The sequence below is a fragment of the Fusicatenibacter saccharivorans genome (genome assembly GCF_027667425.1).
GTDB classification, from domain to species: Bacteria; Bacillota; Clostridia; order Lachnospirales; family Lachnospiraceae; genus Fusicatenibacter; species Fusicatenibacter saccharivorans.
The window spans coordinates 41,315-67,899 of record NZ_JAQEGR010000004.1; the positions used below are offsets into that span (position 1 = coordinate 41,315).

Genomic DNA, 26,585 nt, shown 5'->3' on the forward strand with positions numbered 1-26,585 from the left:
AGAGAGAAGAACATGAACTATACAATTTATGACTATCTCGGCCTGTTTTTCTTTTACGCCTTCCTTGGATGGCTTCTGGAAACTTCTGTGGCCGCGATCCGGAAAAAACATATGGTAAACAGAGGATTCTTAAATGGTCCGCTCTGCGCCATCTATGGAATCACAGCTGTCTTTATGACACGTTATCTGTATGAACTGCAGTCAAGCCCCGTCTTTTTGTTCCTTGGCTGTATGATTATCGCTACCGCAGCCGAGTGGCTGGCCGGTCACGCGCTGGAACGCATTGGCCATGGCAAATGGTGGGACTATTCCAATAAAAAATGGAACATGGACGGCTATATCTGCCTTCAGTATTCTGTACTATGGGGAATTTTAGGACTGCTTGCCATGAAAATCGGCAATCGCCTCTGCTTTACAGTTCTTCATTTAATTCCGGCCGGTTTCCTGCATATCACATCCTGGATTCTCTTTGGTATATTGGTAGTAGATGCCGTCGGTTCCTATGCTGTTCTGCACCACATCACGAAAAAAATGCCGCGGATCAGCGCTATGAACGATCAGATCGACGCCTTCACCAGACGCCTTTCTGTCCGTGTTTACCGCTATCTGGAGCGTCGTGTGGAACGTGCCTATCCGGCCGTACAGCCAGTTCCGGAGAAAAAAGAGAAAACAGAAACCGGCGTATTTGCCGAAGGATGCAGCTTTTACAAAATCGTTCTTCTCTTCATCATCGGCGCATTTTTGGGCGATATTACAGAAACCATATTCTGCCGCATCACCGCCGGTGTCTGGATGAGCCGCAGCAGCCTTGTCTGGGGCCCGTTCAGCATCGTCTGGGGCCTGGCCATCGCCCTCGCTACCTGGTTCCTCTACAACTACCGCGACCGCTCCGATGGATTCCTGTTTGCCTTTGGTACCTTCCTCGGCGGAGCCTACGAATACATCTGCAGTGTGTTCACCGAAATCGTATTCGGAAAAGTCTTCTGGGACTACAGCGACATTCCCTTCAACCTCGGAGGCCGTATCAACCTCCTGTACTGTTTCTTCTGGGGAATAGCCGCCGTCGTCTGGCTCAAAAAATTCTATCCTGTCATTTCGCGCTGGATTGAAAAAATCCCGATGAAATTCGGAAAAATCATCACTTGGATCCTGATCGTGTTCATGGTGGCCAACATGCTCGTATCTACCCTTGCTCTCGCCCGATACGACGAACGCGCCCACCAAAAGCCTGCAGCTAATGCCATCGAGCAGACCATAGATGCCCATTTCCCGGACGTCCGAATGGAAAAAATCTACCCCAATGCCAAAGCGATTAACTAGAATGTGTTAAAAAACATTTCCGTAGTCTGCACGCCCCAATTACAGACTACAAAAAGCCCTCTCCCGCCGTCATGCAAAGTCAGGCCCCGTTTCGACAGCTTTGGTCTGCGCGGTCCGTCACCCCAAAAGAAAACCTTTGGCAACCCACCAAAAGTATGATATAATGTCACATAGATATTTTAGGGATACCATATCCTCTAAGAGCGAAGAAAGGACTCAACCACAAATGACAGTAGACAACAGCTTCACAATGAAGAAATTTCAGAGCATGGAAATCATCTATGTCACATTTTCCCAGATCACGAAACTCCCATACGTAGAGTGTGATCCGGAAACCTTTGACGATCAGGTATATATGTTTACCGAAGAAGAAGCAGCCAAAGAATTTGCAAAATCCTATGTAGAGAAGAACACCCCGCTGCTTACCGTAAAAGTACTGCGCAAGCAGATGCCGAACTTCTATATGGGCCTCTACGCAGAAGGTGTCAACATGGTCATCTTCCACGAAGGCGGTCAGACCCGCCGCATCGAGCTGGAGCAGATCTTCCCGAAACCGGACATGGAAAAAATGAACAAACAGCATCTTCCGGTCCTCAACCCTGGCGTACAGCTCACTGTAGTCTATTTCCTGCAGGAGCTCCGCAAACCAAATCAGAAAAGAGACGATGCCGAACGCATGCAGCACCTGCGTGAACTGGAAGAGGAAATGCTCGTCAATCTGATGCGAAGTAAATTCATCCTTGCCATCGACATCTCCCAGGTACAGGGCGAATTCGATCCGGCCAACCCGGGACCGGATGTGCGCATCCCGTACATCAAAAACCAGAACGAAGACATCTTTCAGCCGCTGTTTTCCGATATTGGTGAATTCCAGAAATTCCGTCCGGATCCGCAGGCAAAACTCCGTCTGGCAGCCATCCCGTTCCAGCACCTTCTGCCGTACCTGATGAAACAGGCCAAAGGCTTCGTCATCAACCCGTCCGGCTTCAACCTTCTGTTGACCAGAGAACAGCTCCAGAGAATCATGGGAGCCCAGGCGCAGAGTGTCCGCCCGAATCTCGAGGCGATGATGGCACAGGCTGCCGCAGCTCAGGCGCAGAGAAATGCGCAGAACAATGCTGCAAATGACGAAGTAAAAGATCATGTGGATGAGGCGGAAACTACCGACGCAGAAACAGACCACGAAGAATAAAAACCGACAGGGCCGCAGAAAATCCCAGTAAACGGGCACTGCGGTCCGTTTTTGACTGCATAAAACCGGAAATAATAAAGAAAAACAAGAAAGGATATACAAAAATGAACGCAGAACATTGCAAAGCCTATACCCTGCTGCAGGAACAGCAGATTGATGATATCCACGCACATGGCTACCTCCTTCGCCACAACAAAAGCGGAGCCCGCGTGCTGCTTCTCGAGACGGAGGATGACAACAAAGTATTCAACATCGCGTTCCGTACCCCGCCGGCCGACAGCACCGGCGTAGCCCACATCCTCGAGCACAGCGTCCTCTGCGGCTCCCGCGAATTCCCGTTAAAGGATCCCTTCGTAGAACTCGTCAAAGGATCCCTGAACACCTTCTTAAATGCTATGACCTACCCGGATAAAACCATGTACCCGGTAGCCAGCACCAACGATGCCGACTTCCAGAACCTGATGCATGTCTACATGGACGCCGTATTCTACCCGAACATTTACAAACACGACGAAATCTTCCGGCAGGAAGGCTGGAGCTATCATCTGGAAAGCGAAGACGGCCCGCTGACCTACAACGGTGTTGTATACAACGAGATGAAAGGAGCCTTCTCCTCCGCAGACGATGTCCTGGAGCGTGAAACCTTCAACACCCTGTTCCCGGACACTCCGTACGGCGTAGAATCCGGCGGAGATCCGTCCTGCATCCCGAACCTGACCTACGAAAACTTCCTGAATTTCCATCAGACCTATTACCATCCGTCCAACAGCTATATCTACCTGTACGGAAACATGGATATGGAAGAAAAACTGGCATGGATGGATGAAAAATACCTGTCCCATTTTAATGCAAAAGAAGTAAAATCCGAAATTCCGTATCAGAAACCATTTGCAGAGACCCTCGACATTGTACACGAGTACCCGGTACTCGATGGCGATCCGCTTGAAAACAATGCGTACCTGTCCTACAACATGGTCATCGGCAGCGGTCTGGATGTAAAATTAAACGTGGCATTTTCCGTTCTGGAGTATGCACTCCTTGACGCACCGGGAGCCCCGGTCAAACAGGCACTCCTTGACGCACACATCGGAAAAGATGTTTACGGTTCCTACGAGGACGGCATCCTGCAGCCATTCTTCTCCATCGTAGCCAAGAACGCTGATGAAAATGAGAAAGAGAAATTCCTGTCCATCATCCGCGGCACCCTCGAGGATATCGTGAAAAACGGCATGGATCAGAAAGCCATCGAGGCAGGCATCAACTATTTCGAATTCCGTTTCCGTGAGGCGGACTTCTCCAGCTTCCCGAAGGGCCTGATGTACGGCATTGACGTCTTCGACAGCTGGCTGTATGACGAGAACAAACCGTTCGCCTACCTGCAGCAGCTTGCGATCTACGATGAGCTGAAAAAACTGGCAAAAGAAGGCTATTTCGAAAACCTGATCCAGACGTATCTGCTGGACAACACCCATGCCTCCATCGTGACCCTCATTCCAAAGACCGGTCTTGCCGCAGAAAATGATGCAAAGACCGCAGAAAAACTGCAGAAATACAAAGAGAGCCTGTCAAAAGAAGAGATCGAGAAAATCATTGCTGACACCAAAGAGCTGGCAGCATATCAGGAAGAAGAGGAGAGCGAGGAAGCACTCGAGACGATTCCGCTCCTGAAACGAAGCGATATCAAACGTGAGTCTGTCAAACTTTACAATGACGAGCATGAAGTCGATGGAACGACGGTTCTTCATCACAACGTATTCACGAACGGCATCGGTTACTTAAGCTTGCTGTTTGATACGAAAAATGTGCCGAACGATCTGATCCCGTACATGGGCGTATTAAAATCCGTTCTCGGCTATGTGGACACCGAACACTACACCTACGGCGAACTGTTCAACGAGATCAATGCACAGACCGGCGGCATCAACTGCGGACTGCAGGTATTCCGCATTCCGGAAAATGATGACGACTGCCGCAGAATGTTCGGCATCCGCGCGAAATTCCTGTACGACAAACTGGATTTCGTCATGAAAATGATCGAGGAAATCCTGAATACCTCCCGCCTGGATGACGAGAAACGTCTTCACGAGATCATCTCCAGCATGAAATCCGGCCTGCAGAACCGCCTGTCTTCCGCCGGAAATGCAACGGCTGTGATGCGTGCAGCTTCCTATTACTCCCCGATGAGCAATTTCCAGGACCGCATCGCAGGCATCGGCTTCTGCCAGCTCTTAAAAGATCTGGACGAGAACTTCGATGAGAAAAAAGCAGAACTGATTAAAAATCTGCAGATCCTGATGAAATACATCTTCCGCAAAGAGAATCTGACCGTCTCCTATACCGCAGACGAGACAGGCTACGCACCGCTGGAAGAAAAAATCGCAGCATTCAAAGAGAATCTGTACACCGACGAAGTGGAGCCGGGCAGCATTGTGTATGACTTTGAACAGAAAAACGAAGCCTTCCAGACCTCCGGCCAGGTACAGTACGTGGCACTCTGTGGAAACTTCGAGCGCGAAGGCTACGACTACACAGGAGCCCTGCGCATCCTGCGTGTCATGCTGAGCTATGACTATCTGTGGATCAACATCCGTGTCAAAGGCGGCGCTTACGGCTGCGGCGGAGCTTTCGGAAGAGGCGGAAACGCGTGCATTTCTTCCTACCGTGACCCGAACGTCGGAAGAACCCTTGAAGTATACCGCGGTATCGGCGATTACGTGCGCAATTTCGAAGCAGACGAGCGCCAGATGACCAAATACATCATCGGAACGATCAGCGAACTCGACGTCCCGATGAACCCGTCCGCAAAAGGCCAGACCTCCGAGAGCGCATGGTTCAACGGCATCACCGAAGCAGACTTCCAGCAGGAGAGAGATCAGATCCTCGATGCAACCCTGGATGACATTCATGCACTGGCAGACCTTGTAGATGCAGCCTTAAAACAGAACAACATCTGCGTTGTCGGAAGCGAAGCAGCCATTCAGAAAGAGAAAGAACTGTTTAAGAACGTAGAGAACTTATAAATGAGGAGAAGAGACAGCAATGGAAAACAATGCAAATTATAAATCCGGCTTTGTAGCCCTGATCGGCCGTCCGAACGTGGGAAAATCCACGCTGATGAACCACCTGATCGGACAGAAGATTGCGATTACATCCAAGAAACCGCAGACCACCCGCAACCGCATCCAGACCGTTTATACGTGTGACGAGGGACAGATCGTGTTCCTCGACACACCGGGTATCCACAAGGCGAAAAATAAGCTCGGCGAGTACATGGTCGATGTAGCCGAGAAAACGTTAAAAGAAGTCGATGTGATTCTCTGGCTGGTAGAGCCGAGCAACTTCATCGGAGCAGGAGAGCGCCATATCGCAGAGATCCTGGAGAAAGTCAATGCGCCGGTCCTCCTCATTATCAACAAGACCGATACCGTGGAGAAAGACAAAATCCTGGAATTCATCGATACGTACCGCAAGCTGTTCCAGTTTGCCGAGATCATTCCGTGCTCGGCACTCCGCCATCAGAACACCGATGACATCATTCCGAGCATCTTCAAATATCTGCCGTACGGCCCGCAGTTCTACGATGAGGACACCATCACCGATCAGCCGATGCGCCAGATCGTGGCTGAGATCATCCGCGAGAAAGCACTGTACGCCTTAAACGAAGAGATCCCGCACGGCATCGCCGTTGTGATCGACCAGATGAAAGACCGCCCGAACGGAAAAATCGTTGATATTGATGCGACCATCATCTGCGAGCGCGATTCCCACAAGGGCATCATCATCGGAAAACAGGGCGCGATGCTCAAGAAGATCGGAAGCAACGCGCGGTATGAGCTGGAGCAGATGCTGGAGCAGAAAGTCAACCTGAAGCTCTGGGTCAAAGTCAAAAAAGACTGGCGCGACAGCGATTTCCTCGTGAAGAACTTCGGATATGATAAAAAGAAACTCGATTTATAATATTGCATTATAATAAGGAAGAAACATGCGAGAACCAATCAATGTAAGCGGAATGGTATTATCCGCCTCCCCGGTCGGAGAGTATGACAAGCGCGTCGTGATCCTGACCCGGGAGCTCGGCAAAATCACCGCCTTCGCGCGCGGCGCCCGCCGCATGAAAAGCCCGCTGATGGCCGTCTCCAATCCGTTCGTCTTCGGCGAGTTTCAGGTTTACGAGGGCCGTGACAGCTACACCCTCTCCGGCGCAAACATTAAAGAATACTTCCTCGACCTGGCGCAGATGCAGCCCGGCGTTTATTACGGCTTTTATTTTCTGGAACTGGCCGAATATTTCGGCCAGGAAGGAAACGATGAAACCCAGATGCTGAACCTTCTGTACGTGACGATGAACGCCATCCGCAGCGGAAAACAGGACCTCCGCCTGATCCGGTGCATCTTCGAACTGCGGACGATCACAATCAGCGGAGAAGCACCGCAGATGTTCTCCTGCATGGAGTGCGGCACGAAAGAGAATCTGACCGTTTTCTCCCTGCGCGACAGCGCCATCTACTGCCCAAACTGTGGAAAAACCATCAGAGATCCATGGCCGCTGCAGCCGGGCACCGTGCTGGCATGCCGCTATATCATTGCGGCACCGCTCGCGAAGCTGTATGGTTTTACCGTAAATGAAGAGATCCTGGACGAACTGGAACGATTGCTGCGTGCATATCTCCATCGCTATGTCGAAAAGAAGATGAAAACATTACAGATTCTGGATGTGATGAAATAATATAAAATGTAATAATTTGCAAAAATGTGAAATAATTATGTCCAAAAGTGTGTCCACACCTTTACAAATAAGTAGAAATGGGATAGAATATTTGGAATAAAGAAAAAAATGGTTCTGTATTCGTCACAGAAGATATTGCAAATGCATAGTACCAGAAAAAATGAGAAGGTTTTAGTGAAAATGGTAATATAAAAGCTAGAAAAACTATGCGAAACAAGAGAATGTTACGAGTACGGCGAAAAAAATACGACAGGGGAGAAAGGTATGTACAAAAAATCATCCACAGGATGGCTGAAGCATCTGGATTTTATGGTTCTTGATATTATCTGTCTTCAGCTGGCTTTCGTCATGGGTTATTTCTTAAGACATCACAGTTTTAAGCCATATGGAAGCCCAATTTACCGAAATGAGGCTATCGTATTCGCTCTGATCCAGCTGATGATCATGTTTTTTGACGATTCCTTCAAAAACGTCATGAAGCGCGGATACCTCGTGGAAATCGGAATGACTGTAAAAAATATGGTATACATCATCGTTCTTGGTGTATTCTACCTGTTCCTGATTCAGGAGGGAGATCAGTTCTCCAGAGCAACCATTATGCTGACCGGTGCTCTGTACGGAATGCTTTCCTATCTGATGCGCATCGGATGGAAGGCTGTGGTAAAGAAACGCAGCAGCGGGGAACACAGCGGCCGTTCGCTTCTGATCATCACGACCGAAAAACAGTCACAGTCCGTTGTAAAGAGCATGCTGGATTTCGATTACATCGGCGTTCGTCCGACTGGCGTTGTTCTCGTAGACCAGGACAGAACCGGACACAAAATCCACGGCGTACCGGTGGTATCGAACCTTGCAGATGCAGCTGAGTATGTCTGCCGTGAGTGGTTCGACGAAGTGCTGATCGTTCTGCCGGAAGGCAGAGAAATCCCGCAGAAAGTATTCGACGCATTCGCCGAGATGGGCATTACGATCCACGTAAAAATTGCGGACGTGAACGAAATGCAGGGAAAAAATCAGACTGTAGAGCGCATGGGCAACTATACCGTGGTCACCACCTGCATCAATATGGCAAGCGCAGGACAGCTTGTGCTGAAACGAATCATGGACATCTGCGGCGGTCTTGCCGGATGTATTCTGACCGGAATCATCTTCCTGTTCGTTGCCCCTGCGATTTATATCAAGTCTCCGGGCCCGATCTTCTTCTCACAGTACCGTGTCGGAAAGAACGGAAGAAAATTCAAAATTTACAAGTTCCGTAGCATGTACATGGATGCGGAAGAGCGGAAAAAAGAACTGATGAAACAGAACCGCGTCAGCGATGGTCTGATGTTCAAAATGGAGAATGACCCGCGTGTCATCGGAAGCGAAAAAGGACCAGGCAAAGGAATCGGAAACTTTATCCGCAAAACCTCGCTGGATGAATTCCCGCAGTTCTTCAATGTGTTAAAAGGCGACATGAGCCTTGTAGGAACCCGTCCGCCGACAGTGGATGAGTGGGAGAAATATGAGCTCCATCACAGAGCAAGACTGGCAATCAAGCCGGGACTGACTGGTATGTGGCAGGTAAGCGGACGAAGCGAGATTACAGATTTTGAAGAGGTTGTAAAACTGGATACGAAGTACATTTCAGAATGGTCCTTTATGCTGGATATTAAGATTTTGTTTAAAACTGTACTGATTGTATTAGGCCAGAAAGGTTCTATGTAAAAAAAATGAAAAATGGAGATATATTGTAGTTTTGGGAGTAGTGTGGTAAAATAAAGGTAAATTTTAAGAAAAATTTATGAATGGAAGCGCAAAGAAGTCCTGATGACGGCGAAAAGGAAAAAGGCTTCCTTTGACAGGTGGTCCAAATAATGTTAATTATTTGGACCTTTTTATGTGAACTTCCTGAAATATTAACTCTCGTTTCGACATGTTCTTGCTTTAAGCCAGTTGTAGCATACTTTAAAAGGAATTTTATGAGAGTTAATTTTATAGGAAGTTCACATATATACTACCACAAAAGTAATTATCTTTCACTGACAACTATCCTAACACACAGGGGATTGAAAAAGTCATAAAGTTATGGTATAATCGAAAACAAAAGTTCATGAAAAATGAAAGAAGGAAGTATATGAACAACTCAAAACAAGATATATTGAACAACCTGATAAAAGAACCCTTCATCAATCAGCGTATCCTTGCCGCACAGACCGGCCATTCGCTTGGAATCGTCAATCGTTCGATCAAGGAACTGATTTCAGAAGGTTACCTGGATGAAGAGATCCGTCCGACGGAAAAGACACTGCGTGAGGCAAAAGAGAAAGCGCCGAAAAACGCCATTATCCTTGCCGCCGGATTTGGTATGCGGATGGTTCCGATTAATACAGAGACACCGAAAGGACTTCTGGAAATCAAGGGAGAGCGGCTGATAGAGCGCACAATCCGTCAGCTTCATGAAGTCGGCATTACAGAGATTTACGTCGTTGTCGGATTTATGAAAGAGCAGTATGAATATCTGATCGATGAATACGGCGTAGAATTGATCGTCGCTCCGGACTATGTGTCGAAAAACAATCTGCATTCCCTGAAAACGGCGGCAGCCCATTTATCAAACAGCTACATCATTCCCTGTGATATCTGGTGTGAAAAGAATCCATACAGCAGAAACGAATTATATTCCTGGTACATGGTCAGCGATCTGGTGGATGATGACAGTACCGTCCGCGTAAACCGGAAGCAGGAGCTGGTCGTACAGAAAGAACAGGCAGGCGGAAACGCGATGATCGGCATCTGTTATCTGCTGGAAACAGAAGCGGAGATCGTGCGGGAGCGTCTGGAAGAACTGGGAAGAGATTCCCGATACGACGGAGCGTTCTGGGAGGAAACCTTATACCGGAAAGACAGAATGATTGTGACGGCCCGTGTTGTACATGCTGCCGATGCCGTAGAAATCAATACCTATGAGCAGCTGCGTGAGATTGACAGCGATTCCAGCCAGCTGCAGACGGATGCGATTCAGGTAATCTGTGAAGCACTTGGAGCACAGCAGAACGAAGTGACAAACATTACAGTTCTGAAAAAAGGAATGACAAACCGATCCTTTTTATTCTCCTGTAAAGATAAAAAATACATTATGCGAATTCCGGGAGAGGGAACCGATCAGTTGATCAACCGCAGGCAGGAAGCCGCTGTATATCAGACGATCGCCGGCCGCAGGATCTGTGATGAGATTGCCTATATTAACCCGGAGAACGGCTACAAAATCACAGAATATCTCGAAGGTGCGCGGGTCTGCGATGCAGAAAATGAGGAAGATCTTCAGAAATGCATGAAGAAACTGCGGGAGTTTCACGGGCAGAAATTAAGAGTAGACCATTCCTTCGACCTGTTCGGACAGATGGAATACTATGAAAGCCTCTGGGAAGGAACTCCGTCAGCATATAAAGATTACGAAAAGACGAAAGCGCATGTGCTTCAGTTAAAGGATTACATCGAAGCAAATGCCGGAGAGTGGGTGCTCACTCACATTGATGCCGTGCCGGACAATTTTCTGTTTGTGGAAGAAAACGGAAAAGAGGAGATCCGCCTGATCGACTGGGAATACGCCGGAATGCAGGATCCGCATGTGGATATTGCGATGTTCTGTATCTATTCTCTCTACAAAAAAGAGCAGGTGGACCATCTGATTGATCTTTATTTTGAAGGAAACTGTGACGACAGAACACGCATAAAAATCTACTGCTACATCGCAGTCTGCGGTCTGCTCTGGAGCAACTGGTGCGAATATAAACGGAAATTAGGCGTGGAATTCGGAGAATATTCCCTGCGGCAGTACCGTTACGCAAAAGATTATTACAAAATTGTCCAGCAGGAACTGGGAGAGGAAGGAAAAGAAATATGTACAAAGTAGAGCGCGCCATTATTATGGCGGCAGGCCTCGGAAACCGGATGAAGCCGGTAACGTTAAAAACACCAAAACCGCTGGTCCGGGTAAACGGTGTGCGGATGATTGATACCGTCATCGATGGACTGCACAAAAACGGAATCACAGAAATTTACGTGGTAGTCGGTTACCTCAAGGAACAGTTCCAGACACTGGAAGAGGAGTACCCGGGTCTGAAGCTGATCGACAATCCGTGGTACGATACCTGCAACAACATCGCATCGCTGTATGTGGCGCGGGAACATCTGGAAAATGCGTTTATTCTTGACGGTGACCAGATCATCTATCATCCGGAAATTCTGGCACCGGAGTTTGAGCGATCCGGTTACAACAGCGTGTGGACGGATGATGAGACCGACGAGTGGCTGCAGACCGTGGAAAACGGCATTGTGACAGGCTGCAGCAGAACCGGCGGAAAGGGCGGCTGGCAGCTCTACAGCATTTCCCGATGGACAGCAGAAGATGGAAAGCGGTTAAAAGGCCATCTGGAGCAGGAGTTTGAAGTAAAGAAAAACCGTCAGATTTACTGGGACGATGTGGCAATGTTCTGCTACCCGAAAGAGTATCAGCTTGGCATCCGGCCAATGAAGGCAGAGGATATCATAGAAGTAGACAATTTCAGCGAGCTTGTTGCACTCGATGCATCGTATGCGGATTACGCAGAAAGGGAAGAAAATGAACAGTAAGAACCAACAGAAGAAAAAAGAAATCGACTGGATGATTACGCTGGTGCCTCTGGCGCTGATCGTTGCTCTATGTATCGTATTTTTCTTTGCACCGGAGCAGTCGAATCAGGTACTTGGCCAGATTCGATTTCTGTTTGGAGACACCTTTGGAACGTATTACCTGGTCATCGGACTTGGCATTTTCTTTCTGTCTCTGTTTCTGGCAGGCTCCAAATACGGAAATATTGTGCTTGGAAAGCCGGATGAGAAGCCAAAATATTCCTTTTTTGCATGGGGATGCATGATGTTTACCTGTGGTCTGGCAGCAGATATTCTGTTTTATTCGTTCTCTGAGTGGATTTTGTACGCAACAGATCCTCACATCGCAGAACTTGGCAGCATTCAGGACTGGGCAGGCGTATTTCCACTGTTTCACTGGAGCTTTATCCCGTGGGGATTCTATCTGGTACTGGCTGTTGCGTTTGGCTTTATGCTTCATGTAAGAAAACGAAACCGTCAGAAATACAGCGAGGCGTGCCGTCCGATTCTGGGAAAACAGACAGATGGAATTGGCGGCCGTCTGATTGACCTTCTGGCTGTCTTTGCATTGCTGGCCGGAACTGCTACCACTTTTAGTGTGGCAACTCCTCTGATGGCGGAAATCATCGGCGAGCTGTTCCATATGGAAGTCAGCAGAACTGTGATTAATATTATCATTCTTCTGATCACCTGCTGTGTTTATACCTATTCTCTTCTGCATGGATTCAAAGGAATCAGCATTCTGGCCAAGGTGTGCATTTATCTGTTTTTCGGACTCCTTGCCTTCGTCCTGCTGTTTGGGGGAGAGACGCGGTATATTATTGAAACTGGATTTTCTTCTCTTGGAAAAATGATTCAGAACTTTATCGGCTTATCAACGTATACGGACCCGATGCGTACGACAAACTTCCCACAGAACTGGACCATTTATTACTGGGCATACTGGATGGTATGGTGTGTGGCAGCACCGTTCTTCATTGGCAGCATTTCCCGCGGAAGAACCGTGCGCCAGACGATTCTCGGCGGATACGGTTTTGGTGTGGGTTCCACGCTTGTCAGCTTTATTATTCTTGGAAATTATTCGATGGGAAAGCAGATTTCAGGTGCAATTGATTTCATTTCGCAGTATAATGAAAGTGGAGATTTATATCATCTGATCGTGTCGATGATCAAAACCATGCCGTGTGCACCGCTGATTATGGTTGTTGTATTAGTTACGATGGTTGCATTTTATGCGACATCGTTCGACTCGATCGCATTGACGGCATCGTGCTACAGCTACCGGAAACTGGAAGACGGCGAAGAGCCGGCAAAAGGAATTCAGCTGATGTGGTGTATCCTGCTGATCCTGCTTCCGATTGCACTTCTTTTTGCAGAGAGTTCCATGAACAGTCTGCAGTCTGTCAGTATCGTAGCGGCATTTCCGATCGGCATTGTGATCGTGATGATTGCGGTCAGCTTCTTAAAAGATGCAAAACTGTATTTAGAAGAATTGCAGGGAGGAAAAGCGCATGGAGAGGAGAAAAAAGAGAATCGTTAAACTGACAGCATTTTTGTTTCTGCTTGCGGCATCCATTTTTGTGATGCCGCAAAAGGCGTTTGCGGACGAAAATGAGGATGTTACATTGCCGACGGGCGATATTAAACCCATGGAACCACAGCAGGATGAGTCCGGGATTGATACATACGGGGCCGATGAAGGCGATGAGTTCAGCGGAACGGAGTATGAATTGTATACGGTTCTGGAGAATCGTGTGAAAGAAGCGATGCTGGCTGGAAATGAATGGGTATCCATTAAAGATTTAAAAATAAGAAGGGATACCTATGACATTTGGGAATCGAAACACATAAAGCAGTGAGAATCCCCCATGGTTGAATGGAAGCGTTCAACCATGGGGGCTTTTAATGGATGTTCCTCTTGCAGTCCCCCCCATTTTGTGTTAACATAAAACACGCAAATAACCAACAGCAAGGAGTTCTATTTTACATGAACATTACTTCAAAATACCGTTCTCTCTCCGTCCAGGCGAAGGCGGCGCTTTGGTTTACGATCTGCAGTTTCTTACAGAAGGGCATTTCGTTCATCACAGTTCCGATTTTCACGCGTCTGATGAGCACCGAGGAGTACGGAACCTATACGGTTTATCTGTCTTGGCTGCAGATTTTGACGATTATGACATCGCTGTATTTATTTAATGGTGTTTATGACAATGCGATGGCAAAGTACGAGAAGCAGCGGGATGAATATACATCTGCAATGCAGGGACTGACGCTTGTGATTACGGGTGCGGTTTTTGCATTGTATTGTTTTACATCGGGTTTCTGGGAGAAGATTTTAAATCTGCCGAAATCCATGATTTTGCTGATGTTTTTGGAAGCGCTGCTGAGTCCGGCGCTTTCTTACTGGTCGGGGCGGCAGCGGTTTGAGTATCGGTACCGGATTCTGGTCTGTGTGACGATTCTGCAGGCGCTGATGAACCCGATTGCAAGCCTGGTGCTGATCCGCATCAACGGCGGTACGGCCATGATGAGGATCCTGGGTATCGTCGGAGTGCAGATCTGTATCTGCGTGCCGATTATTGTGTTCCAGTTCTGCAAAGGAAAAGAGTTCTTTTCGAAGGAATACTGGGGCTACGCACTGCGGATCGGAATTCCGATTGTGCCGCATTATCTGTCCGGTATTATCCTGAATCAGGGCGATCGCATCATGATTGACAAGATGGTCGGAAAGACGGAAGTTGCGCTGTACGGGCTGGCGTACAGCATTGGTATGCTGGTGCAGCTTTTCATCAGCGGTATGAACAGTGCATTGACACCGTGGATGTACAGCAAGATCAAAAAGGGCGACATCCGTTCAATGCGGAAGGTGCTGCAGCTTCTTAGTGTTGTAGTGGTCGGTATAGCCGTGGCGCTGATGCTGATCAGCCCGGAGCTGGTGCTGATTTTCGGATCACCGAAGTACCGCGAGGCGGTGTACGTCATTCCGCCGGTGGCAGCGAGTGTGTTCTTTATCTTCATTTATAATATTCTCTCGATGCCGCAGTTTTATTATGAAAAAACACAGTTTCTGATGGCTGCATCCATGGCGGCGGCTGGAGCGAATGTGGTGCTGAACTTTATTTTTATCCGCCTGTTCGGTTACATCGCGGCCGGTTACACGACGCTGGCATGCTATATGCTGTATTCGGTCGGCCATTATATTGTGAGCAAACGGATTCTGGTGAACGAAGGAATCCAGGAAAATCTGATGAGTCCAGGATTTCTTGTGGCGTGCTCCGTTTTTCTGATTGGAGCAAGCATCATCTGCAATCTTATTTTCCCGTACAGAATCCTGCGTTACGCGATTCTGCTCGCAAGTGCAGGGCTGGTCTTCTGGAAGAAAGAACTTCTGCTGAAGACGATGGCGGATATTCGGAAAAAATAAAAAAGTGGGGGAGGATTTGAAACGAATGTTCAGAGACTCCCCGTTTTTGCGCGTTTTTTCTTGACAGTCACAGAAAAAACGATACAATGAAAGAATGAAGAAAAGTAAGGCATTTTAAATTAGAAAAGGAAAAATTACATGAGTACCAGTATTTCAATAAAAGAACTAAAAGAGCTCGATCCGTCAAGCTATCAGATCGTCGATATCCGCGATGCGGTAGAGATCTCCCACGGCGCGATTCCGGGAGCGCTTGTGATGAAGACAGAAGAAATCGAGACAAATGATGCGATTGACCGGAGCAAAAAGACGATTATCTGCTGCAGCCGCGGCCGGTTCAGTGTCGCAGCGGCGGAAGAATTACAGGAAAAGGGCTGGGACGCTGTGAGCCTGGAGGGCGGTTACATCGCCTGGCTGATGGATGTGATGAGCGCGCCGGAGGAGCAGGACAAGGCGGCAGACGTGGAGAAGAGTCTCCGCAAAAAATTCAAAAAGTCGATCTGGTCCAAATTTACGAAAGCGATCAACACATACGAGCTGGTAAAACCGGGCGATAAAATTGCTGTCTGTATTTCCGGCGGAAAAGATTCGATGTTGATGGCGAAATGCTTTCAGGAGTTAAAGCTTCACAATAAATTTGATTTCGAAGTAAAATTCGTTGTCATGGACCCGGGATACAGCCCGGAGAACCGCAAGGTGATCGAGGATAACGCAAAGAGCCTCCATATTCCGATCACAATTTTCGAGACCGATATTTTCGATTCGGTTTACCATGTCGAAAATTCGCCGTGTTACCTCTGCGCGAGAATGCGCCGCGGCCATCTGTATCATTTTGCACAGCAGCTCGGCTGCAACAAGATTGCACTCGGCCATCATTACGATGATGTCATCGAGACGATCCTCATGGGAATGCTCTACGGTGCGCAGGTGCAGACGATGATGCCGAAGCTTCACAGCATCCACTTCGAGGGCATGGAGCTGATCCGCCCGCTGTATCTGGTGCGCGAGGATGATATCAAGGCGTGGAGAGATTATAACGGTCTGCATTTCATCCAGTGTGCCTGCAAGTTTACCGATACCTGCACGACCTGCAATAACGAGGAGAATCGTTCGAAACGCGTGGAGATCAAGGAACTGATCAAAAACCTGAAAAAGGTGAATCCGTTCGTGGAGAGCAATATTTTCCGCAGTGTCGAAAATGTCAACATTGACACCGTGGTCGGCTACAAGCAGCACGGCATCCGCCACAATTTCCTGGAAGGATACGACGACAATCCGGGTTATGTGCCGGAGGCAGAAAAAGCAGCGGCGGAAACGGAGCAGGAAAAAGAAGGAAAGTAATGCACAGAAAAATAGAAGAAACGCCGGAGCGGGAGAAAATGCTGATCCGGCTGAAAGAGCTCCGTCTGGAACGCGGTTACTCGATGACACAGGCAGCGCGGAAGATTTTCAGTCACCCGGACACCTACAACCGGTATGAAAAAGGCATCCGTGAGATTCCGTTGGACTGTCTGATTACGCTGGCAAAGCTGTATGACTGCAGTCTCGATTATCTCGCGGGTGTTTCCGATCAGCCGCGAAAATACGGAAGGTGATGTAAATGGCAATTCCTCTTTATCTGACAACGATTGAACAGGATATTTTTGATACATTCCGGTATCTGCCGCATGCGGTTGCAGTCGGTGTCGGCTTTGTGACGGTTGCGGCGGCGTGGAAAAATCAGCAGATCCAGAAGAAACGGAAACGGCTGGAGCAGTACCGTGCGCTGCACGGCGGGCAGCTTCTGGCGTGGTTTCTGGTAGCCGTCTATTTTGCCATGCTGATTTCGATTACACTGCTTTCGAGAGAACCGGGTTCGAGAACAGGTGTGGATTTGAAGCTATTTGAAACCTGGGGAAACCAGTGTCTGCCGGACCGGTATTTTGTGGAAAATATTCTGCTGTTTCTGCCGTTCGGTGTATTACTGCCGGCGGCGGTGCCGTTTCTTCGGAGATGGTGGTACTGTGTGTATGCGGCATTTGCCACGAGCATGATGTTGGAAACTGTGCAGCTTTTAACAGAGCGCGGCTTCTGCCAGTTAGATGATGTTGTGACGAATACGCTTGGAGCAGCCATCGGGTATCTGGTGTTTGCACTGGTGCGGAAGTGTTGGAGAGGGAAGATAGAAGAATAGAAGGAAAACAAGAAGGCTCTGCCCAAATGGACAGAGCTTTTTTCTTCCCTGTTTTTAGATGGAAGTGCAGGAGAGTTAATCCACCCGTTCGTTCCCCCAGAAAAACAATGCCACGGTTCCTGGCCCTGTGTGGCTGCCGATGGTGGTTCCGATGTTGTTGATCTCGACTTTTCCGTTCAGATTGGGAAAGCGTTCCTCGATAAGATCCGCAACGGCCCGCGCATCGTCGTAGCAGGCGGACTGGGAAATGTAGCATTTGCCGGAGTAGGAGAGGCCGCCCTCGGCGTTTTCTTCCATCTGGTCGACGATTTTTTTGATGACTTTTTTCTTCGTACGGATTTTAAACCGCGGAATCAGACGGCCTTCGTTGTCCATGTTGAGCAGCGGGCAGATACCGAGGAGGCCGCCGATTGCGCCGGAGGCTTTGGAGATGCGGCCGCCGCGCACGTAGAAGGTGAGGTCCGTGGAGAAGAACCAGTGATGGACTTTGAGGCGGTTTTTCATCGCAAAATCGTAAACCTCTTCCAGCGGTTTTCCTTCATCGCGCAGGTCGGCAAGGCGGTCCATCAGAAGACCATAGCCGGAGGAAGCGCCGAGGGAATCCACGATGAGGATTTTCCGTTCCGGGTAGCGCTCTTCAAGGTCGGCTTTGGCGATCATCGCAGAATTCAGGACACCGGAAATGCCGGAGGAGAGGCAGACGTGGAGAATGTCTTTGCCGTCCTGCAGGAATGTTTCAAAATAGGCTTCAAATTCATCGGCATTCACCTGGGATGTTTTTGTGGAAGCGCCGGCGGCCATGGCGGCATAAAACTGATCGAACGGCATGGACTTGCCGAGATCGTCCGCGTACTCGGTGTCATTTAATTTGTAATGGAAACAGATGTATGAGATTTCCCGTTTGGAGAAATGTTCTTCGGTAAGGTCTGCTGTAGAGCAGCAGCTGATGACATAGGAACTCATAAAATAATCCCTCCTTGTAAAAATGAAAGTAAGAACTCTGGTTTCTGTGCCTATTGTAGCATCCCGAATGGGAAAAGGCAACTGCGGAACGTGATTATATCCGTAATGAAAGGGGCGGTGAAATGGTGTCAAGCCTTGTATTTGCGGTACGGCCTGTGGTAAAATAGAACTATGAGAATACGAAAATACAAAGGAGGTTTTTGCATATGCAGAATTATTCAGGAGAAGAAGGGCTGCAGTATCATCTGCAGATCCGAAAAGGCGATGTGGGACGGTACGTGATTCTGCCGGGAGATCCCAAACGGTGTAAAAAAATTGCAGCTTACTTTGAGAACCCGGTGCTCGTCGCAGACAGCCGGGAATTTGTGACTTATACGGGTACTTTGGACGGTGTAAAGGTTTCCGTTACATCTACCGGCATCGGCGGTCCGTCGGCTTCCATCGCGATGGAAGAGCTGATCCAGTGCGGCGCCGATACGTTTATCCGCGTCGGAACATGCGGCGGTATGGCACTCGATGTAGAGGGCGGCGATATCGTGGTGGCAACGGGAGCGATCCGTGCGGAGGGAACGTCAAAGGAATACGCACCGATCGAGTTCCCGGCAGTCGCAGACCTTACCGTGACGAATGCGCTGGTGCAGGCGGCAAAGAATCTTGGGAAAAAATGGCATGCGGGCGTGGTACAGTGCAAGGATTCCTTCTACGGCCAGCACGACCCGGAGCAGATGCCGGTCGGCGATGAGCTGCTGAAAAAATGGGATGCATGGATGAAGCTTGGATGCAAAGCGTCAGAGATGGAATCGGCGGCACTCTTTATCGTGGCAAGTGCCCGCGGCGTCCGTGCCGGATCGGATTTTCTTGTGATGGGAAATCAGGAGAGAGTGAAACGCGGCATGGAGAACCACATTACGCACGATACGGAAGGTGCGATTCAGGTAGCCATCGAGGCACTGCGGATTCTGATCCGGGAAGATCAGAAATAAGAAAGAAAAAATAAGGGGATACTGGAAAGGGGATGCTGGATATGAAACAGGAAATCAGTACAGAAATAAAACAGGAGCTGGTAAAACAGGCTCTGGCAGCGCGGAAATTTGCGTATGTGCCGTATTCGAAATTCCGCGTAGGCGCGGCGGTTCTGGCAAAGAATGGAGCGATTTATACCGGTTGCAACATTGAAAATGCGGCGTATACACCGACAAACTGCGCGGAGCGCACCGCGGTCTTCAAAGCCGTATCCGAGGGCATAACGGAATTTGACGCGATCGCCGTCTGCGGCGGCCCGGGAGAGGCAGAGCCGGAGGATTTCTGCACACCGTGCGGTGTCTGCCGTCAGGTGCTGCGGGAATTCGTTGATCCGAACGAATTTCTCGTCCTTCTCTGCAAGGGCGACGGTTCCTGGAAAGAAATGACACTCGAGGAGCTGCTGCCAATGGGATTCGGAAAAGAAAATTTATAAACAGAAGCCGGAAATAGAAAAAGTCCAGGCAGATACGGAAAGTACCGTATGCCCTGGACTTTTTTGTTTAATATACGAAAAATTATTTACTGAAATTTCGGCTCACAGGTCAGATCGCATCCCAGACGCTGGAACATTTTGCGGTCCACATCGGAGAGCATAACGCTGGAGTGCACCTGGCAGCCCTTTAACTGCGGCAGGCAGGAGAGTGCTTTCTGTGCATCCTCGCTCTGTGCAGCAGTAGCAGACAGCGCAATCAGAACCTCGTCGGTATGAAGACGCGGGTTCTTGCTTCCGAGGTATTTGGTTTTCAGGGTCTGGATCGGAGCGATGGATTCCGGTGAGAGAACATGTACGTCATGGTCGATGCCGGAGAGCTCTTTTAATGCATTCAGCAGAAGCGCCGCGCTCGATCCGAGCAGATCGCCGGTCTTTCCGGTGATGACGCGTCCGTCCGGAAGTTCCATGGCAGCGGCCGGTGCGCCGGTCGCCTCGGCACGAACAAGAGCCGGGGAAACGGTGGTACGGTCTGCGGCAACGATGTTTTCCTGTTTCATCAGAAGCTCGATTTTGTAAGCCTCAGTCTCGGAGCGGGAGCCGTCTGCGATACCGTCCACAGCAGTGTAGTAGCGGCGGATGATCTCCTGACGGGAAGCCTCGCGGCATGCCTCATCATCGATGATGCAGTTTCCGGCCATGTTGACACCCATGTCTGTCGGGGATTTGTACGGGCTCTCGCCGAAAATCTGCTGGAAGATCGCGCGCAGAACCGGGAAAATCTCAACATCACGGTTGTAGTTGACGGTTGTCACGCCGTATGCCTCGAGGTGGAACGGGTCGATCATGTTGACATCGTTCAGATCGGCGGTAGCAGCCTCGTAAGCCAGGTTGACCGGGTGTTTCAGCGGCAGATTCCAGATCGGGAAGGTCTCGTATTTTGCATAACCGGCATGGACACCGCGTTTGTGCTCATGGTAGAGCTGGGAAAGGCAGGTTGCCATCTTTCCGCTTCCCGGTCCCGGTGCGGTAACGACAACGAGCGGACGGGTTGTCTCGATGTACTCGTTCTTTCCGTATCCCTCATCGCTCACGATCAGCGGCACATTATGCGGGTAGCCCGGAATCGTGTAGTGAATGTAAACCGGGATGCCGAGCTTCTGCAGTCTCTTCTTGAAAGCGTCTGCACTGTGCTGTCCGGAATACTGCGTGATGACAACACTGCCGACATAGAGGCCGCGTCCGCGGAACTCATCAATCAGACGGAGCACGTCGCTGTCATAGGTGATGCCGAGGTCGCCGCGGATTTTGTTTTTCTCAATATCGGCTGCGGAAATCGCCATTACGATCTCAGCCTGGTCGGAGAGCTGCATCAGCATGCGCAGTTTGGCATCCGGTGCAAAGCCCGGAAGAACGCGGGATGCGTGGAAATCGTCGAACAGCTTTCCGCCGAATTCCAGATACAGCTTGTTGTCAAACTGGTTGATGCGGTCGCGGATATGCTCAGACTGCATTTTCAGGTACTTCTCATTGTCAAATCCAATCTTCATGGTATTTTTCTCCCTTTTTATCCATGGTGTCTGTTAAAAACAACTGTTTTCATTTTACTATACGGAAAAGTCCTGTGCAAGAAAAAATTATCGTGGGAACTTTAGAAAATTAAGGAAAAAAAGAGCTGAAAATAAAAAAATCTCCTAAAAAGGAGAGAGGCCGGGACTTGTTAGGGCCCCGGCGGTATGAAAAAGAAATCTATCTATTAGAAAGGTTGGCATTGGAGACATGCTTCCAAGGGTGCTTTGCTGTCTCCTGGTTAAAATTTATAGAAAAACGATGGAGGTTTGTGTTTGTTTCCTTCGTTGTTGATGAGATTAGTATACGGAAAAATTGTGACCAGAATGTGTACATGAGATAAAGCTTTTCTGAAGAGAAGATGAAAACAAAACAAAGAAAATCTGACGGAATCGTAAACAGAGGAAAGTTTTGGCGGAAAAAGGGGTCATGCAGAGGGGCAGCGGTGCATAGAATGCAGGGGAAGAAGGAAAAAGCAGCGATTCCGTGACGCGGAGCAGAGACGGGAAAACGCCGCAGGTCTCAAAACGGTGCGGAGCTGCTGGAACGGAGAAAGCTTGCAGAACGTAATCCTGGATATGGTCAACCGTTTTGGATATGTCGGCGTCCTGATTCTGATTGCCGTGGAAAATGTCTTTCCGCCGATTCCCTCCGAGGTGATTCTGACGTTCGGCGGTTTTATGACGACATGCACCCGTCTGCATCCGGCGGGCGTTGTGCTGTCATCCACGGCAGGATCGCTTCTCGGGGCGCTGGTTCTCTATGGAGCGGGAACGCTTGTCAGCCCGGAGAGCCTTAGTGAACTGCTCGACAGCCGCCCGATGAAGTTTCTCGGATTTCACGCGGAGGATGCCTGGAAAACGATTACATGGTTTCAGAAGAAAGGCCAGCGGGCCGTTCTGTTCGGCCGGTGCATTCCAATCATCCGAAGCCTCATTTCCGTCCCCGCCGGGATGGCACGGATGGAGATGCCGAAATTTCTGCTGTTTACAATCATCGGAAGCACGGTGTGGAACATTCTTCTCGTCGGAACCGGTGCTGCGGTCGGTGTGGCGTGGGAGCAGGCGGCGGGATATGTGAAGATGTATGCAGATATCGTTTTTCTCGTGCTGGCAGCCGGAGCGGTATGCTTTCCGGCGGTGCATTTATATAGGAAGAAACACAAATGAAAAAACGTAAGTTGCATGAAATGAGGGACAAAATGCAAAAAATATACTTGCAATTCGACAGGAAGTGTGCTAATATACACATCAACAAGTAAAAGGGAGTAGCGAAACGCCGCGGGAAACAAAAACGCATCCCGGGTGGGTTTGAAATCGTCAGCCGATGTCGAGAGACGTCCGTATCAAATGAGAACGCAAGACTTTTATTGTGGCAGTCGTCATGATAGGAGTCTTTTTTTATGCTCCTGAATACCAAAGATAACATGAACTGCCGGAGCAATCCAAACCGTTGCCAGCGGAACAAAAGTGGCGGAAAGAGGAATGTATGAGCAGCGAGAGAGTGAAAAAAGAATTATACGAAACAGCAATGACCGGAGAAAAGGCACTGACCAGTCTGATGTATGTACAGATGACACTGTACGCAGCCAAAAGCCAGAGAGCGTACGCAAAGGTACGCGGCGAGGGCAGAGCGATGATGCGCCACACAGGGATCCACATGAATCAGTATTTAAGGGCTGCAGGGAATGACCTGGAAAGCTTTCGGATCCGCTTAAAGGAAACGCACCTGCCGGATGAACTTCAGCCGAAGGCGGGAGCGTTTCTGGTTCAGACGGTACATACTTTTGATACGACAGAGAAAAATCAGATGTACCGCCAGGAACTGCTGGGACTGGAAGCGAAAGTAAAAGAAATAGCAGAACAGATTGAAGGACTGCTGAAAGGCATGCGGGAACTTGGAGCATAAAGAGGAGAGAACAGGAATCGGAACAGCAAAACGGTTCCTGTTCTTTTTTTTCGGTCATAGGATAGAAAAACGGATTTGCAAATTATGAGAAATCCGTCCTTTTCTGACACTTTTCCGCCAACCGCCGGCTGGCAGGTGGACTTTTTTCCGGCAAAATGTTAGAATAAACCTATTCAGAGTCTGGTAAGGATAAAGGAGAAAAACGTTTTGGCAGAAGAAATTGCAGTGAAAGTGATTGCCCGGATCCACACGGATTTCCCGGAAAAGTTCGGGATTCCGCGGCAGAGCGGGCTGATTGAAGAATTAAAGAGTACGATCGTCTTTGAACCGGAGTTCCGCGATGCGAATGCGCTGCGCGGCATCGAGGAATATTCCCATCTCTGGCTGATCTGGGAGTTTTCCGAGGCTGTGCGCGACACCTGGTCACCGATGGTGCGGCCGCCGCGGCTTGGCGGAAACAAGCGGGTCGGTGTATTTGCAACGCGCTCTCCGTTCCGGCCCAATCCGATCGGGCTTTCTTCGGTAAAGCTGGAGCGTGTGGAGCAGCATCCGGCACTCGGGCCGGTGCTTCATCTGTCGGGGGCAGATCTGATGGACGGTACGCCGATTCTGGACATCAAACCGTATCTGCCGCATGTGGACAGCCATGCGGAGGCATTTGGCAGCTTTACGGAAAAGACGAAGGAATACTTTATTCCCGTTGAAATTCCGGATGAGCTGCTGGAAAAAATTCCGGCGGACCGCCGGGAGGCACTGAAAAAAGTGCTGGAGCAGGACCCGCGCCCATCGTATCAGAACAGTGAAGAGCGCGTTTACGGACTTTCCTTTGCGGGAATGGAAATCAAATTCCAGGTAAAGGACCAGGTGCTGCATGTCGTGGGGGCAGAGCGCGCCGGAACGTAAACCGGCAGGAAAAACAGGGGGATATACAAGAAAAATGGAGAAGGAGGAAACAAAAGTATGTTATATCCAAGTATGACACCGTCCCGGTTTGTCAGTGACCTTTCGGGCATCTGGGACTTTGCGACGAGCCAGAGTCTCCTGCGCGTGCAGGGCAACAAGAAGGGAATCTTCACCCGTGACCGCAAGCCGAAACTGGCGGCACATTATTTCCGGGAGAGATGGCATCAGATTCCGGATTTTGAGTATAAAAAATAAAGAACAGACAGGAAGAAAGTATGGAACGGAACGTAGATATAGACAAGATTTCAGATGGAAAACGATATGGAGCGAATGACATGGTAAAAGTGGGCTGCGACGACTGCCGCGGATGCTCCGCCTGCTGCCGCGGGATGGGCGACTCGATTGTGCTCGACCCGATGGATCTTTACCGGCTCGAGAGAAAACTCGGCAAAACGATGGAGGAGATTCTGACGGCGGGATATATTTCACTCCGCGTAGTGGACGGTGTGATTCTGCCGCATCTGAAAATGACGGAGCAGTCAGACCAGTGCAGTTTCTTAAATGATGAGGGCCGGTGTAGCATTCACGATGCGCGGCCGGGCTTCTGCCGGATGTTTCCGCTGGGACGGCTGTATGAGAACGGAACGTTTTCCTATTTTCTTCAGGTCAGCGAATGTCCGAAGGAGAATAAGACAAAAGTCAAAGTCCGCCGCTGGCTCGACACGCCGGAGCTCGGAAAGTATGAAGCGTTTACGAACGAATGGCATTATTATCTGAAAGAAAAACAGAACGAGGCGCGCCGGACAGAGGATGACGCGCTGCAGCAGCAGATCAGCATGGGAATTCTGAAGCTGTTTTATCTGCTTCCGTATGACACAAAGACCGATTTCTATGCGCAGTTTGCGGCGCGGATGGAAGCGGCAGGGAAAAACTGAAAAATAAACAGAAACAGGACAGCAGCCGTTGGTTCGAAAACAGAACCAGAGGCTGCTGTTCTTTGTATCGGTGGATCAAAGGCTGCAGGACATAGAAAATCAAAATCATATTATAAGCGGCGGGACAGTGTTCTGGCATAAGCGAGGAAGGCTTCGCGGGTTTCACGCTTCCGTCTGCGGCTGCAGAAGACGGTCTGTCCGTTTTTCAGCAGAACCTCGCCGGTTGCCTGCACGAGCGCAACGTGGGAGAAATTGATCAGCAGACCTTTTCCGTTGCGGAAAAAACGGCCGGTTGAGGCAAGACATACCGTCAGGCCGGCAAATGTGCACCGGGTTGAAAAGTCACCCTGAACGGTATGCAGAATCAGCCGGTGCTGACAGGCCTCCACATAGATGAGATCATCCAGCGGAAACCGGATTCGTTCTGAGGCGCCCTGTGTGATGATGACCGGAATTTCGAGAAGAACCGGATCGTTGGAATTCAATGGAAAAATCAACTCTGAATACAAAATTACCACCTTCTGAATTACTTACCGTTTGCGTCGATGTGCAGCCGTTCACGTCGAAGCGGTTGTCCGGCGCAGGAAAACATGATACTGTAACTATGAAATCATTACAGAAACGATCATACGATTACAAACTGTAGTTTAGCACATCCACAGGATTTCATTCAAGCCGAAAGGCCTCACTTCTGATAAAATCGTTCGACGAACAGTGACGCACCGCGACACCAGAACTCGAAAAAGATCAAAAAAGTAAACTCCATGTAGAAAAAACACAGAAAAGAAAGTGAAAATCGAAAGAAAAGGAGGCATAAGCAGATTGACGATGTGAGATAGATTTGGTATAATATTCCAAAAATAAATATTACATATAACATTACTATAAAAAGAAACACAAAGAGCAGATGGAGAAGATTATGAGGAAAGAAATGGAAGAAATCAGAGAAAAGGTACATACAACAGCAGATGCAGCATTATTCTTATGTTTTCAGGAGCTGAACGGAAGCCATTCCAAAGGTGTGATCCGCCTGCCGCTTCTGCATTACGATGTTCCGTTTGCGGGATACGGGGAAATGCTGCTTCGGATGAACCGGATTTATGATTTGCTCGGTATGCCGGATGCGGGAAGCTGTATGCGAAGCCTGCGGGAAGAAGAAAAAGACGAATGGGAATTTACGGAGGATATGAAAAACCGGCAGGAGACCACGCTTCCGGCCGGAACCGAGCGGATGGTCAGCATTCAGATTCAGTTCCGCCAGCACTGCAGTCTGCAGGGATTTCTGATCTGCGGAAAGCAGAAAGCCGGTTTCCGTTCGGCGCTGGAGCTTTTGTATCTGCTCGAAGACTGTCTGCGGGAGCAGGATGCCTGAAAACGGGAGAAGATGTCG

At 49.2% G+C, this 26,585-nt stretch carries 24 protein-coding genes and 1 pseudogene; 22 read left to right on the top strand and 3 right to left on the bottom strand.

Annotated features, from left to right (window positions below; translation table 11 throughout):
• The first annotated feature begins 12 nt into the window (after positions 1-12).
• The 14 genes from PGS38_RS04700 (at position 13) to PGS38_RS04765 (ending at position 17,464) form a co-directional block, all read left to right on the top strand.
• Positions 13-1,320 (top strand): putative ABC transporter permease, encoded by a 1,308-nt coding sequence (locus tag PGS38_RS04700; protein ID WP_270475984.1) that lies wholly within the window; start codon positions 13-15, stop codon positions 1,318-1,320.
• Positions 1,321-1,546: 226 nt separating this feature from the next.
• Positions 1,547-2,512, top strand: a complete 966-nt coding sequence (locus PGS38_RS04705) for an SseB family protein (RefSeq protein WP_158568537.1) — start codon at positions 1,547-1,549, stop codon at positions 2,510-2,512.
• 104 nt (positions 2,513-2,616) lie between these two features.
• Positions 2,617-5,532 (top strand): insulinase family protein, encoded by a 2,916-nt coding sequence (locus PGS38_RS04710; protein ID WP_270475985.1) that lies wholly within the window; start codon positions 2,617-2,619, stop codon positions 5,530-5,532.
• A gap of 19 nt (positions 5,533-5,551) precedes the next feature.
• A complete protein-coding gene (gene era, locus PGS38_RS04715) occupies positions 5,552-6,469 on the top strand; it encodes a GTPase Era (RefSeq protein ID WP_117509404.1) in 918 nt (305 codons plus the stop codon).
• A gap of 25 nt (positions 6,470-6,494) precedes the next feature.
• Entirely contained in the window at positions 6,495-7,238 is a 744-nt protein-coding gene (gene recO / locus PGS38_RS04720) for a DNA repair protein RecO (protein WP_117509403.1), read from the top strand.
• Positions 7,239-7,502: 264 nt separating this feature from the next.
• The gene (locus PGS38_RS04725) at positions 7,503-8,945 is read left to right on the top strand and encodes a sugar transferase (protein ID WP_117509402.1); all 1,443 of its coding nucleotides are present in this window, start codon (positions 7,503-7,505) and stop codon (positions 8,943-8,945) included.
• 409 nt (positions 8,946-9,354) lie between these two features.
• Entirely contained in the window at positions 9,355-11,133 is a 1,779-nt protein-coding gene (locus PGS38_RS04730) for a phosphotransferase (RefSeq protein WP_117760618.1), read from the top strand.
• Positions 11,121-11,852, top strand: a complete 732-nt coding sequence (locus PGS38_RS04735) for an NTP transferase domain-containing protein (RefSeq protein ID WP_118640329.1) — start codon at positions 11,121-11,123, stop codon at positions 11,850-11,852. The genes PGS38_RS04730 and PGS38_RS04735 overlap by 13 nt, the downstream gene beginning before the upstream one ends.
• On the top strand, positions 11,842-13,410 hold the full coding sequence (locus PGS38_RS04740) for a BCCT family transporter (protein WP_055227905.1): 1,569 nt from the start codon (positions 11,842-11,844) through the stop codon (positions 13,408-13,410). Before PGS38_RS04735 ends, PGS38_RS04740 begins: the two co-directional genes overlap by 11 nt.
• Positions 13,382-13,729, top strand: a complete 348-nt coding sequence (locus PGS38_RS04745) for a hypothetical protein (protein WP_055227906.1) — start codon at positions 13,382-13,384, stop codon at positions 13,727-13,729. Before PGS38_RS04740 ends, PGS38_RS04745 begins: the two co-directional genes overlap by 29 nt.
• 128 nt (positions 13,730-13,857) lie before the next feature.
• Positions 13,858-15,294: a lipopolysaccharide biosynthesis protein gene (locus tag PGS38_RS04750; RefSeq protein ID WP_158581772.1), complete on the top strand. Its 1,437-nt coding sequence runs from the start codon at positions 13,858-13,860 to the stop codon at positions 15,292-15,294.
• A 138-nt stretch (positions 15,295-15,432) separates the two neighbouring features.
• Positions 15,433-16,632 (top strand): PP-loop family protein, encoded by a 1,200-nt coding sequence (locus PGS38_RS04755; protein WP_118640332.1) that lies wholly within the window; start codon positions 15,433-15,435, stop codon positions 16,630-16,632.
• A complete protein-coding gene (locus tag PGS38_RS04760) occupies positions 16,632-16,886 on the top strand; it encodes a helix-turn-helix domain-containing protein (protein WP_022462342.1) in 255 nt (84 codons plus the stop codon). Before PGS38_RS04755 ends, PGS38_RS04760 begins: the two co-directional genes overlap by 1 nt.
• A gap of 5 nt (positions 16,887-16,891) precedes the next feature.
• The gene (locus PGS38_RS04765; RefSeq protein ID WP_117509397.1) at positions 16,892-17,464 is read left to right on the top strand and encodes a VanZ family protein; all 573 of its coding nucleotides are present in this window, start codon (positions 16,892-16,894) and stop codon (positions 17,462-17,464) included.
• A 75-nt stretch (positions 17,465-17,539) separates the two neighbouring features.
• On the opposite strand, the gene PGS38_RS04770 is transcribed toward PGS38_RS04765, so the two are convergent.
• The gene (locus tag PGS38_RS04770; protein ID WP_118640333.1) at positions 17,540-18,427 is read right to left on the bottom strand and encodes a DegV family protein; all 888 of its coding nucleotides are present in this window, start codon (positions 18,425-18,427) and stop codon (positions 17,540-17,542) included.
• A 206-nt stretch (positions 18,428-18,633) separates the two neighbouring features.
• Between PGS38_RS04770 and udp the strand changes: the two genes are divergently transcribed.
• Positions 18,634-19,410: a uridine phosphorylase gene (gene udp, locus PGS38_RS04775; RefSeq protein ID WP_055220432.1), complete on the top strand. Its 777-nt coding sequence runs from the start codon at positions 18,634-18,636 to the stop codon at positions 19,408-19,410.
• Positions 19,411-19,451: 41 nt separating this feature from the next.
• Positions 19,452-19,883, top strand: coding sequence for a cytidine deaminase (locus PGS38_RS04780; protein ID WP_117760908.1), 432 nt, complete (start codon positions 19,452-19,454; stop codon positions 19,881-19,883).
• An 86-nt stretch (positions 19,884-19,969) separates the two neighbouring features.
• On the opposite strand, the gene PGS38_RS04785 is transcribed toward PGS38_RS04780, so the two are convergent.
• Positions 19,970-21,430, bottom strand: a complete 1,461-nt coding sequence (locus PGS38_RS04785) for a DUF1846 domain-containing protein (protein ID WP_118640334.1) — start codon at positions 21,428-21,430, stop codon at positions 19,970-19,972.
• Positions 21,431-22,006: 576 nt separating this feature from the next.
• Between PGS38_RS04785 and PGS38_RS04790 the strand changes: the two genes are divergently transcribed.
• The 5 genes and pseudogenes from PGS38_RS04790 to PGS38_RS04810 all read left to right on the top strand — a co-directional run bounded on the left by PGS38_RS04790 (position 22,007) and on the right by PGS38_RS04810 (position 25,195).
• Positions 22,007-22,618, top strand: a complete 612-nt coding sequence (locus PGS38_RS04790; protein WP_118640377.1) for a DedA family protein — start codon at positions 22,007-22,009, stop codon at positions 22,616-22,618.
• Between the two features lie 319 nt (positions 22,619-22,937).
• Positions 22,938-23,357 carry a hypothetical protein gene (locus tag PGS38_RS04795; protein ID WP_118640335.1) on the top strand — a complete coding sequence of 140 codons (420 nt, stop codon included), beginning with the start codon at positions 22,938-22,940 and terminating at the stop codon, positions 23,355-23,357.
• Between the two features lie 207 nt (positions 23,358-23,564).
• Positions 23,565-24,260: a tRNA (N6-threonylcarbamoyladenosine(37)-N6)-methyltransferase TrmO gene (gene tsaA / locus PGS38_RS04800; RefSeq protein ID WP_118640336.1), complete on the top strand. Its 696-nt coding sequence runs from the start codon at positions 23,565-23,567 to the stop codon at positions 24,258-24,260.
• Between the two features lie 114 nt (positions 24,261-24,374).
• Positions 24,375-24,515, top strand: a pseudogene (locus PGS38_RS04805) (glycoside hydrolase family 2 TIM barrel-domain containing protein); the annotation flags it as partial.
• 20 nt (positions 24,516-24,535) lie between these two features.
• Entirely contained in the window at positions 24,536-25,195 is a 660-nt protein-coding gene (locus PGS38_RS04810; protein ID WP_118640337.1) for a YkgJ family cysteine cluster protein, read from the top strand.
• Between the two features lie 110 nt (positions 25,196-25,305).
• On the opposite strand, the gene PGS38_RS04815 is transcribed toward PGS38_RS04810, so the two are convergent.
• Entirely contained in the window at positions 25,306-25,704 is a 399-nt protein-coding gene (locus PGS38_RS04815) for a LytTR family DNA-binding domain-containing protein (protein ID WP_158565867.1), read from the bottom strand.
• A gap of 422 nt (positions 25,705-26,126) precedes the next feature.
• Here PGS38_RS04815 and PGS38_RS04820 point away from each other — a divergent pair, with 422 nt between their 5' ends.
• Complete coding sequence (locus PGS38_RS04820; protein WP_147399293.1) at positions 26,127-26,567, top strand: hypothetical protein; 441 nt, start codon at positions 26,127-26,129, stop codon at positions 26,565-26,567.
• Positions 26,568-26,585: the final 18 nt, after the last annotated feature.